Origin of the sequence: Stenotrophomonas sp. PS02289 (assembly GCF_029960115.1) — a bacterium.
Taxonomy (GTDB): Bacteria; Pseudomonadota; Gammaproteobacteria; order Xanthomonadales; family Xanthomonadaceae; genus Stenotrophomonas.
This window is the reverse complement of the sequence record NZ_JASCOZ010000342.1, coordinates 1-977: the sequence shown is the minus strand read 5'-3', so window position 1 is coordinate 977 and position 977 is coordinate 1. Positions and strand designations below refer to the sequence as shown.

Genomic DNA, 977 nt, shown 5'->3' with positions numbered 1-977 from the left:
GCCGTTGGCCGGCCCAAGGGATGTTTCCGACGCCATGAGGGCCGGCCAACGGCCGGCGCTACCAGGATTGCGGCTTACAATGGCCCTTTCCGTATCCAGAAAGACGCAATCCCATGTCCAAGCAGTCCAAGGCCAAGCGCGACAAGCGCAAGAAGACCCAGCCCAAGCGCGCGATCCAGCGCCTGAACAGCCAGCAGCCGGTGCAGAACCACGCCGTGCTGCAGAACGCCGAAGGCCAGGTCGTGGCCGCCATTGGCCTGCAGGGCACCGAATGGCTGCTGGCCATCGGCGGCCAGACCATGGGCAACGCCGACAACCCGGTGCCGATGCTGGCCATGCTCAAGCACCTGGCCAACGTGCAGGAGAAGGAAGGCCGCCCGGTCACCCTGGAAACCTCGCCGCAGCTGCAGCAGATGATTGACGACCTGGCCGCCGACGAAGGCAAGACCGCCGAGGAATACCTGGCCCAGCTGGTGTCCGAGTTCGAAGGCGTGGAAGACGCCGCCGACGAGGCTGAAGGCGAAACCGCTGAAGCCAGCGCCGATGCCGAAGCCGCCCCGGCCGACGCCGACGCTCCGGCCGACAGCACCGAGCAGCCCAAGGGCTGATCACCGCCGGTGACGGTCTATATCGACGATGCGGTTCATCCCTGGCGCGACCAGCGCTGGGCGCATCTGATGGCCGACACCCTGCCCGAGCTGCACGCGATGGCGGCGCAGCTCGGGATTCCACGGCGGGCGTTCCAGAACCGCCGCAGCGGCGCGCATTACGACGTGCCCGCCCCGATGCGCGAACGCGCCATCGCATTGGGCGCACGCGCCATTTCGCGGCATACCGACCGGGAATTGTTGAAGGCAGTCATCGCCAACGCGCGGGCGCAGTACGACGGATGATTTCCGGGCTGCGGTGGGACCGCCTGGGCCGGCCAACGGCCGGCGCTACCGGGGTCACCGGTGCGAATGCGGATTTGGTAGCGC

The 977-nt window shown here is 67.8% G+C and carries 2 protein-coding genes; both read left to right on the top strand.

Translation table 11 applies throughout. The features are described 5' to 3' along the window. Nucleotides 1-113: 113 nt before the first annotated feature. Nucleotides 114-608: a hypothetical protein gene (locus QMX83_RS21520; RefSeq protein ID WP_282298658.1), complete on the top strand. Its 495-nt coding sequence runs from the start codon at nucleotides 114-116 to the stop codon at nucleotides 606-608. Nucleotides 609-617: 9 nt separating this feature from the next. Then, entirely contained in the window at nucleotides 618-893 is a 276-nt protein-coding gene (locus QMX83_RS21515; protein ID WP_282298657.1) for a DUF4031 domain-containing protein, read from the top strand. Nucleotides 894-977: the final 84 nt, after the last annotated feature.